The sequence below is a fragment of the Halorubrum sp. Boch-26 genome (assembly GCF_029889805.1).
Classification (GTDB): Archaea; Halobacteriota; Halobacteria; order Halobacteriales; family Haloferacaceae; genus Halorubrum.
On the sequence record NZ_JARANT010000099.1, the window covers coordinates 1 to 9,796 of the forward strand.

7 protein-coding genes and 2 pseudogenes are annotated in these 9,796 nt (G+C 72.0%); 7 read left to right on the top strand and 2 right to left on the bottom strand.

Annotated elements, in window-relative coordinates; genetic code table 11:
- The 6 genes and pseudogenes from OQF71_RS12345 to OQF71_RS12370 all read left to right on the top strand — a co-directional run.
- A pseudogene (locus tag OQF71_RS12345) lies at window positions 1-202 on the top strand (hypothetical protein); the annotation flags it as partial.
- Entirely contained in the window at window positions 199-1,377 is a 1,179-nt protein-coding gene (locus tag OQF71_RS12350) for an iron ABC transporter permease (RefSeq protein ID WP_280588029.1), read from the top strand. The pseudogene OQF71_RS12345 and the gene OQF71_RS12350, both read left to right, overlap by 4 nt.
- On the top strand, window positions 1,378-2,268 hold the full coding sequence (locus OQF71_RS12355; protein ID WP_280588030.1) for an ABC transporter ATP-binding protein: 891 nt from the start codon (window positions 1,378-1,380) through the stop codon (window positions 2,266-2,268). It begins immediately after the preceding gene.
- A 99-nt stretch (window positions 2,269-2,367) separates the two neighbouring features.
- Window positions 2,368-3,624, top strand: coding sequence for an ABC transporter substrate-binding protein (locus tag OQF71_RS12360; protein ID WP_280588031.1), 1,257 nt, complete (start codon window positions 2,368-2,370; stop codon window positions 3,622-3,624).
- The gene (locus OQF71_RS12365) at window positions 3,624-3,800 is read left to right on the top strand and encodes a hypothetical protein (RefSeq protein WP_280588032.1); all 177 of its coding nucleotides are present in this window, start codon (window positions 3,624-3,626) and stop codon (window positions 3,798-3,800) included. Before OQF71_RS12360 ends, OQF71_RS12365 begins: the two co-directional genes overlap by 1 nt.
- Window positions 3,801-3,942: 142 nt before the next feature.
- Complete coding sequence (locus OQF71_RS12370) at window positions 3,943-4,770, top strand: FAD-dependent oxidoreductase (RefSeq protein WP_280588033.1); 828 nt, start codon at window positions 3,943-3,945, stop codon at window positions 4,768-4,770.
- Between the two features lie 95 nt (window positions 4,771-4,865).
- Here OQF71_RS12370 and OQF71_RS12375 read toward each other — a convergent pair whose 3' ends face one another.
- Both OQF71_RS12375 and OQF71_RS12380 read right to left on the bottom strand, forming a co-directional pair.
- Window positions 4,866-5,966, bottom strand: a complete 1,101-nt coding sequence (locus tag OQF71_RS12375; RefSeq protein WP_280588034.1) for a TrmB family transcriptional regulator sugar-binding domain-containing protein — start codon at window positions 5,964-5,966, stop codon at window positions 4,866-4,868.
- Between the two features lie 78 nt (window positions 5,967-6,044).
- Window positions 6,045-8,363, bottom strand: coding sequence for an alpha-amylase family glycosyl hydrolase (locus OQF71_RS12380; protein ID WP_280588035.1), 2,319 nt, complete (start codon window positions 8,361-8,363; stop codon window positions 6,045-6,047).
- A gap of 103 nt (window positions 8,364-8,466) precedes the next feature.
- Between OQF71_RS12380 and OQF71_RS12385 the strand changes: the two are divergent.
- Window positions 8,467-9,796: pseudogene (locus OQF71_RS12385) on the top strand (glucan 1,4-alpha-glucosidase); the annotation flags it as partial.

Consider the following 9,796-nt stretch of genomic DNA (forward strand, 5'->3'; position numbering starts at 1 on the left):
CGAATCGCGGGCGAGCGCGGGGCAGCGCGCCCTCGCCGAACGCCTCGACCCGGCCGCGGTCGGCGACGCCCGCGGGGCCGGCGCGCTGCTCGACGCGATCGACGACGAGGCGATCGCGGCGTACGCGGCCGGCGGAGGCTCGGGCGCCGAGGGCGCCGACGGGGATGTCGCCGACTCCGGATCCGGCGGGGGGACGCGATGAGCCGCGAGGGCTCCGCGGTCGGCGGCGGAGCTCCGACGCGACGGTCGAAGGGAGCGAGCCGATTCGGTTGGCTGCTCGACCCGAAGCTCGTCACGGTCGCGCTGGGGAGCCTCGCGGTGATCGTCGTCGCGGGGCTCGTGCAGGTGAGCTTCGGCGCCTACTCCATGACGGTCGGCGAGGCGTGGCGGGCCGTCCTCGACCCCGCGGTCCTCCTCGACCCGCGGTGGCTGCTCAACTTCCTCGTCGGCGAGGAGCTGATGCGGGCGGTCACGGGATACGGGGGCGAGCTCCCCGAGCTGGCACGCGAGACGCTCATCGTCTGGAACATCCGCCTGCCGCGGGTGCTCGTCGGCGCGCTCGTCGGGGTGAACCTCGGCGTCTCGGGGGCGATCTTCCAGGCGGTCACCCGGAACGAGCTCGCGAGCCCGTTCATCCTCGGCGTCTCCTCCGGCGCCGGGCTGATGATCCTGCTGACGCTGGTCGTGTTCGGGAGCCTCTCGGCGTTCCTCCCGCTGATCGCGGCGCTGGGCGGCTCGGTCGCGTTCCTGATCGTGTACGCGATCGCGTGGAAGAACGGGACGAGCCCCGTCCGGCTCGTGCTCGCGGGCGTGATCGTCGGAACGGTCTTCGGGAGCCTCCAGACGGCGCTGTTCTTCTTCGCCGACGACATCGCCGTCGTCCAGTCGGCGATCCAGTGGACGACCGGTTCGCTGACCGGGACGGACTGGACGCAGGTCCGGCTGGCGCTGCCGTGGACGATCGTCGCGGCGCTGCTCTCGGTCGCCGGCTCGCGCCAGCTGAATCTGCTCCTGTTGGGCGAACAGACCGCGAAGTCGCTCGGGATGTCGATCGAGAAGGTGCGGTTCGCGCTGTCGGGGGTGGCGGTGCTCGCCGCGGCCGCGAGCATCGCGGTGGCCGGCATCGTCAGCTTCGTCGGGCTGATCGTCCCGCACATGGTGCGGAACCTCGTCGGGAGCGACTACAAGAAGCTGATCGTCGGCTGCCTGTTCGTCGGCCCGGCTCTCATGGTCGGCGCCGACGTTGGCGCCCGGCTCGGGATGAGCGTGTTGACGGGCGCGGACGCGCAGATCCCGGTCGGGATCGTCACCGGGCTCGTCGGCGGTCCGTACTTCCTGTACCTGATGCGGAGACAGCGGAACATGGGTGAACTCTGAATGGCCATCGAACGCACGAACGCGACGGATCCGGACGAACTGAGCGGCGCGAACGCGCCGAGCCAAACGACCGGCGAGCGCGCGGCGGACGCCAGCGACGCGAGCGACCTCGACGCCGAGGGGCTCGTGTTGGGGTACCCGACCGCGCCGGCGCCGATCGTCGACGGCGCGTCGATCGCGGCCGAGCCGGGCGCGGTCACCGCCCTCGTCGGCCCGAACGGGTCGGGCAAGAGCACCCTGCTGAAGGGGTTGGCGAACCAGCTCGCGCCCGAGGACGGCTCCGTGCTCCTGGACGGACGCGACGTGCACTCGATGGACACGAAGGCGCTCGCCCGGGAGCTCGGGCTGCTCTCTCAGGAGAGCACGTCGCCGGACAGCATCACCGTGGAGGAGCTGGTCCACCACGGTCGGTACCCGCACCGCGGCTTCTTCGAGCGGACGACCGAGGCGGACGCCCGCGCGGTCGACCGCGCCGTCGAGCTGGCGGGCTGCGGCCACCTCAGGGACCGCGAAGTCGGAAGTCTCAGCGGCGGCCAGAAGCAACTGGCGTGGATCGCGATGGTCCTCGCGCAGGACACCGACGTGCTCCTCCTCGACGAGCCGACGACGTTCCTCGATTTACACCACCAGATGGAGGTGATGGCGATCATCGAGACGCTGCGCGACGAGAGCGAGGTCACCGTCGTCGTCGTGCTTCACGACATCGAGCAGGCCGCGCGGCTCGCCGACCGGATGGTCGCGCTCAAAGACGGCGAGGTCCGGGCCCGCGGGTCGCCCGAAGACGTCGTGACCGAGGAGCTGCTCGCCGACGTGTTTCGCGTCGACGCCGAGGTCGTTGCGACCGAGAACGGCCCCCGCGTCACCCCGTTGCGCGCCAGGCACGAGGAGTAGCCCCGCCCGACGCGCGTGATCGGTGACCGACCGCCATCGTTTATTTTAGGCCAGCCTAAAAACCGAAGCGGTTAACTTGATTTAGGCCAGCCTAAAAACATGCCCAGAGACGACGCGGCACGCGGAGACCCGACCCGCAGAGCGTTCGCGAAGTACGGCGGCGCGGTCGCCCTCGGCGGCCTGCTCGCCGGCTGTACCGGCGGCGACACGGAGTCAGATCCGGCCGGCTCGGACGGGAACGAGACCGACTCGGCGGACGGTGGGTCCGGCGGATCGGACGACTCCCCGACGGACGACTCCCCGACGGACGACGCCGCCGAGAGTTACACGGCGTCGATCTCGCCGACCGGCGAGGTGACGTTCGACTCACCGCCGGAGACGGTGTTCACCCGGCTCACCCACCACGCGGACATGGCGTTCGCGCTGGGTCGGGGAGACGGCGTCACCGCGCTGCACGCGCCCGACTACTACGACGGGCTGTGGAACCAGTTCGTCGAGCGGCTCCCCGGCGTCTCGCTCGACTGGTCCGGGCGCTACTCCTCGTGGCAGCCGGACAAGGAGACCCTGTACGACCTCGACAGCGACGTCCACCTCGCGGACCCGGCGTGGATCACCCAACTCGACGCCTGGGACCGCGAGGACATCGACGAGATCGCCGAGAACGTCTCGCCGTGGTTCGGCAACTCCCTCAGCGACCGCCACCAAGAGCCGGCGGACGAGTGGGCCGACGGGTATCAGTACTACGGGCTCTGGGAGCAGTTCGAGATCGTCGCCGACGCGTTCCGGGAGCGCGAGCGCTACGAGGCGCTCGCCGAGGTCCGCGAGGGGCTCCTGTCGACGATCGAGGAGGGCCTGCCGCCGGCGGAGGAGCGCCCGACCGCTATCATGATCGCCGCCGCCGACATCGAGAGCATCTACGCGTACACGCTGAGCAACCCCGGCTTCCTCACGTCGCACACGCGCCCGCTCGGCCCGCGCGACGCGTTCGAGGGAAGCGTCGAATCCGGGACGGTGGTCGACTTCGAGACGATACTCGAAGCTGACCCCGACGTCATCCTCTACCTCGGCGGCATGGAGCCGGAGACGGACATGGTCGGACGGCGGACCGCGTTCGAGGAGGACCCGGTCGGCTCGCGGGTCGCGGCCGTCCGGAACGACCGCATCCACCCGCAGGGCGCCCGGTATCAGGGACCGATCTTAAATCTCTTCCAGCTGGAGATGACGGCGAAGCAGCTCTACCCCGACGCGTTCGGCGCGTGGCCGCGGTACGAGGAGGGCCCGTACCCGGAAATTCCGGAAGGAGAGCGGCTGTTCGACCGCCAGCGCGTCGCGGCCGTCATCAACGGGGAGTTCTGATGCGCGCCCGCGAGTGGACCGTGGCGGCGATCTACGGCGACCCGACCGACTACGACGTGCCGGCCCTTCCGGCGTGGCGAGTCGAGCGCGGCGAGTCGGGCGACCTCGCGTTCGCGGCGGCCGACCGCGACGAGCCGTTCATCGCGGCGGAGCGACCGGTTCGAGTGAGGCGATGACTGCGCGTCGCCTCGTTCGCGGCGTCGCGGGCGCGGCCGGAATCCGGACCGTTCCGGACCGAAGCGACTACGACGACTCGCGCGCGCCGACGCGTATGGCGATCGACAGCGACGACTCGCGGTTCACAGGAGGGACCGACCGATGAGCGGGGACGAGACGTCCGCAGACCAGGAGCACGACTCCCGCGACGTGGTCGTCGTCGGCGGCGGCGTCGCCGGGCTCTCGGCGGCCGTGTTCACGGCTCGTCAGGGGCTCGACACGCTCGTCGTTGACAGCGGCGAGTCGATCCTCCGGCGGAACGCCCGCTTGGAGAACTTCCCCGGGTTCCCGCTCGGCGTGGACGCCCGCCGGCTGCTCGACCTCCTCGCCGAGCAGACCGAGACCGCCGGCGCGGACCGGATCGACGGCCGCGTGACGCGAGTCGCGTCGATCGACTCCCGCGACACAGACGGCTCCGACCCGGCCGACGGCGCCCGGTTCGCCGTTGAGGTCGACGACGACCGCGACGACGCCGACGCTCCCGGCGACCGCGCCGACCTGCTCCGGGCCCGGCACGTCGTCGCCGCGACGAAGAACGAGGTCGGGTATCTCGACGGTGTCGACGGGGTCGGGATCCTCGACCGCGGAAAGTCGTACGTCGACACCGACGAGCGCGGTCGGACCGGCGTCGACGGGCTGTACGCGGCGGGGCGGCTCGCGGAGAAGCCCCACCAGGCCGCGGTGTGCGCCGGCCACGGCGCCGAGGTCGCCGTCACGCTGTTGGAGGACGACGACGTGCCCTTCTACCACGACTGGGTGACGCCGGAGGGGTACTTCACCGACCGCGGCCGCGAGGTGCCCCCGGGCTGCGAGGAGATCGACGCCGACGAGCGCCGCGACCGCGAGGCCGGCGCGCTGGACGCGACGCGCGAGCGGTTCGCGGAACCGCATGCCGACCCGCAGGAGACCCACCCGAGCCTGGAGGAGTGACCGGATGCGGAGCGTGACCGCGACGCGATCGGGACGACGCTGGCCGCGATCAGCGACTACATCGAGGCGCTGGCCTCGGCCCGCTCGGTGTGGACCTACTCGGCGTCGGCGGTGCCGTCGGACTCGGCGGCGTCGCCGGACTCGTCCGCCTCGATCCGCACGAGGTCGGCCTCGACGTCCTCGACGAACGCGCCCTGCCCGCCCACCGTGACGGTGTCGTCGTCCGTCTCCACGACGAGCGAGTGCTGGACTGGGAACTCGTTGTTCGTCGGCTCGACCATCCCCTGTTTCGACTCGACGACGCGCCCCACGAGCTCGACGGCCTCGTCGCTCTCGGTCCGCCGCCCGCCGACGGTCACGCGCGGCGTCTCGCCGGCGCGGAGCCGCAAGGTCGCCTGTAACACCGTGTGCCTGAAGTTCGCGTACTCGACCGGGAGCGACGTGGGCGGCGCGGTCGCGACCTCGGCCGCGGCCGGCCAGTAGTTCCCGAGGAAGGAGCCGACGATGACGGGCGCGAGCTGCTCCTGCGAGAAGTGGATCGCCTGCCGGTCGGTGTCGGACCGGCGGAGCAGCTCTGGCGGTGCGACGACGCCGGCCGCGGAGTCGACGGTGAGCAGCGTGGGCATCGCCTCGCGCCACGTCCGGACGACGCTGGCGACGCCGTCGAGCCCCCCGTCGACGTCGTCCGACACGTCGTCGGCGCCGGAGACGATGAGCAGCACCAAGACGCCGCGGTCGACCGCGTCGACGAGAGCGTCGCGGATCTCGGGGAGGTGGTCCGCGGCGACCGACAGCGTCACCTCCGAGTCGGCGTCCGCGAGCAGCGACCGGACCCGTTTTATCACCGTCACCCGGGACTTGATCACCTCGAACTGCTCGGTCTGTCGCTCCACCCGCGAGAAGCGCTCCTCTAACCCGGGGCGGATCGCGTCGACGTCCGAACGGAGCCGGTTTATCACCTCGTCCGGCGGGTTCGCGCGTATCGTCGTCGGCACGACGTGGTCGTTCACCTCGACGAAGCCGCGCTCCGCGAGCGACTCGCTCACGCTGTAGACGTAGCGTTTCGACACGCCGGCGGCGTCGGCGACGGTGCTCGCCTTCGCCTCGCCGTGGGCCAAGAGACTGAGGTACGTGTCGACCTCCTTGTCCGAGAGCCCGAACCGCCGGAGGAGATCGTTCAGCGTCCGGTCGTCCATGTGACGGAGATGCGCGAGGGGATCACTTATAAGGGTCGTCTCGCGCACCGTCGCGGCGAGCGGGCCCGGGAGATCGCCCTACCGCAGGACCGCGACGCTCTCGACCGTGGCGGACCCGTCGACCGAGGCGGACCCGTCGCTCGCGAACAGGTCGGTCTCGAACTCCGGCGGGACCGTCACGGTCGCCGGCGCGTCCGCGAAGTTGACGACGACGAGGAGCGGATCGGCGTCTGCCTCGGAGTCGTCTCCCTCCGAATCCGCCGGCACCGTCGCCGGCGTGCGCTCGTACGCGGTCACCCGCTCGGGGTCGCCGTCGACGACGGTCACGTCGGCGGCGGGACCGTCGAAGTCGACGGCGCCCTCGCGAAGGAGCGGCTCGCGCTCTCGGAGGGCGGCGAGCTCGCGGTGGAAGTCGGTGAGGTCGTTGTCGCCGTCGTGCCAGCGTACGGGTCCGCGGTACGTCTCGTTGCCGCGCTCCTGCCCGGCGTAGATCATCGGCGCGCCGGGCAGGGTGAAGGCGGTCGCGGCGGCGGCTTTCAAGGCGTCGCGGCCGTACTCGGCGAGGTACCGCTCCTCGTCGTGGTTCTCGACGTAGCGCATCTGCGCGCCCGGATCGTCGAAGCCGAGCCACGCGGCGCGCTCGAACGCCTCCGCGACCGCGTCCGCGGGCGCCTCGCCGGCCCCCACGTCGCGGAGGACCTCGTACAGGGAGGTGTCGTAGTGGAGGTCGAACTCCCCCTCGCCGTAGAAGGGGTCGTGCGGGAGCGTCTCGTCCAGCAGGAGCACGTCGTCGGGGACGCGCTCGGCGACCTCCTTCCAGAAGCCGTGGGGGACGCCCCACGCCACGTCGGCGCGGAAGCCGTCGACGACGGCGGCCCACTCGTCGACCACGTCCAGCAGCCACGCTCGCACCGCCGGACTGTCGACGTTGAGGTTGGGGATCCGGCGCCAGTCGAAGTAGTACTCCGGCATGTCGCCGGGGGAGAGTTCCGCCCAGTCGGTGTCGGTCACGTCGAACGCGCCGTCGGCCCGCCGGTAGTGATCGGCGTACTCCTCGACGCCGGCGGCGTGCAGCTGGAAGGCGGGGTGGTCACGCGAGGTGTGGTTGATCACCAGATCGAATATCACCCGAATTCCGGCGTCGTGGCAGGTCTCGACGAGCGACTCGAACGACTCCCGCGAGCCCAGATCGCTCGCCGTCTCGTAGTAGTCGGTGACGTGGTAGCCGTGCTCCGTCGGCGAGGCGAGCACGGGCGTCAGCCAGAGCGCGTCGACGCGCAGGCTCTCCAAGTACGGCACCCGGCGCTCGATCTCGCGGAACGTCGTCGGGAGGGTGTCGCCCGCGAACGACCTGACGAACACCTCGTATATCGTCGGCGCGTCGGCCCATTCCGGGGGCGCGTGCGGGTCGGTAACCTCGACCGGCGCGTCGTCGACGGCGCCGCCTTCGGCGGTCCGGCCGTCGCCGTTCCCGCGCCCGATGCGTACCGTCTCGGCCGCTCCGTACCGCTCCGCGTGCGGGACCGCGCGAACTCGGAGGCCGTCGCCGTCGAGGGCGCCGCCGTCGTCGCCGACGAGTTCGTCCACGGGCACCGCGAGCGTGGCGCCGTCCGCAAACGACTCGATCCGCGCGACGGTCTCCGGGGGCGCGTCGCGGTCGTCGACGAGGAACTCGACGTCGACGGCGGTCTCGCCGCCCGACTCGTCCTCGCCCAGCGCTGGGGCCGCGTCCACGTCGGCGGTCAGGACGACCGTCGGCCCGCCGCCCCCGCCGTCGTCGCCGTCTCCGCCGTTCTCGACGCGTGCGTCGAGCGAGAGGCGGGGTCGGCCGGGACCGGGGACCTCGACGGCGTCGCCGTGCTCGTTGCTCCGGTCGTCGTTGGCGACGAAGCCGAACCCGTGACGGCCGGGAGGGACGCGGGCCTCCGTGACCCAGTCGCCGCCGTCGCGCTCGGGGCGGTCGCGGGCGAGGAGGCGCTCGTTGTGCGCCCACAGCAGCGAGACCCGGTCGACGTCGGCGTCGGCGACCGGGAGCTCCGCGGCCGGCACGCGGAGCTCCGTCTCCCGGCGCTCGTCCGGAAAGACGCGCACGCGCTGGCGGTGCGTCCCGTCGGGCGCGTCGAGCGTCAGGACGTAGGTCCCCGGCGCGTCCGGTCGGAGGTGGACGACCGGCGCGTCGGCCCGGCTCGTCGCGCCGCGGACGAAGACCGGCGAGCGCCCGTCTCGTCCGCTCTCGTCTTCGCCCTCGACTTCCGACCGGTCGCCGGCGCCAACGGCGCTCTCGGCGGGCGCGTCGCGGACCGTCCACTCGTACGTCCCGTCCGGGTCCGGTGATCGCGGCGCCAGCTCGACCGCCTCGCCGACGCTCGTCGTCCGCGGGGGTCCGGGTTCGTGCATGGGGGTACCCGGGCGCCGCCCGGCTTGAGAGTTTTCGTTCCAGGAATGTACGAATAACCATTACACCAAAAGTTGATACGCCGAGGGGTCGTTTACCCGCCTAATGCAACTCCGCGACGCGCTCGACGACTACAAGCGCAACACCGGACACGCCACCCGGTTCCCCGGCGAGCGCCGGACGGTCACCGGGCGGTTCTCCGGCGGCGAGGGGCGGCTGGTCCACGTCGACGAGGGCGGCGAACTCCGCGACTTCGGCTCCCCGCTGACCGGGCAGACCGGCGTGGTCCGCTCCCGGATCGGCCTCGCGGTCGGCGACGAGATCGCGTGGCTCGACGAGGTGCCCACCGAACAGCGGTACGTCGGCGACACGACCCTGATCGAGACGGTCCACGAGGCGGACGCCGCGACCGTGACGCGCCACGACGCGACGATCGGGGACGCGCACGTCACCCGCGCGACGGTCGAGGTCGGGACGGACAGCCACGCGAACGTCGACCCCGAGGCCCTGTCGCTCGTCGTCTACGCCCGGTTCGCGCCGGACGGCCGCGACGACCGGATCGGCCAGCTCCGGTACGACGACGCGGTCGAGGTGTACCACGACGACGAGCACGACTTCCTCGCGAGCGACACCGGGTTCTCGGAGCTGCGCGGCCAGCTCCCGGCGACGTTCCCCGAAATACTCGACGACGCGCCGACGGACCTCCCTCGCGACCGGGACAGCGACCGTTACGAGGAGGAACGGCTCTCCGGCGAGGTCATCGCCGAAGTCCCGTTCGAAGGCGGTACCGCCGCGGTCGCGTCGCTGCTGACCGACCGCGCCGAGACGACGCGCGAGGCGGCCCGCGACCGGCTCGCCGGGCTCTTCGCCGATCTCGACGACGTCGACGCGCTCGCCGCGGCCGCGGGCGAGACGACGCCGTCGGTCCCCCGGTCGGCGCCGGCCCGCGAGTCGGTGGTCGCCGACCTGCGCGTGCTCTCGCTGCTCTCGGCCGAGTCGGGGCTCCGGGTCGCCGGGCCCGATTTCGACCCCTTCTACGTGACCTCCGGCGGCTACGGCTACACGTGGTTCCGCGACGACGCGGAGATCTCGGCGTTCCTGCTCGGCGCCGACGACCGGCTCGGGCTCGGGCTCGACGACTGGCACGCCCGCTCGGCCGAGATGTACGTCGCCACCCAGCGCCCGGACGGCTCGTGGCCCCACCGCGTGTGGCCGCGGAACGGCGCGCTCGCGCCCGGCTGGGCGAACGCCCGCATCGAGGACGGTCCGGACGTGGACTACCAGGCGGACCAGACCGGCAGCGTGATCGCGTACCTCGCACAGGCGCGCGCGGCCGGCGTCGACGTCTCCGACCTCGACGCGACGCTCGTCGCCGCGCTCGCCGGCCTCGACGAGACCTTGGAGGACGACGGCCGCCCGGGCGGTTGCTTGGTCG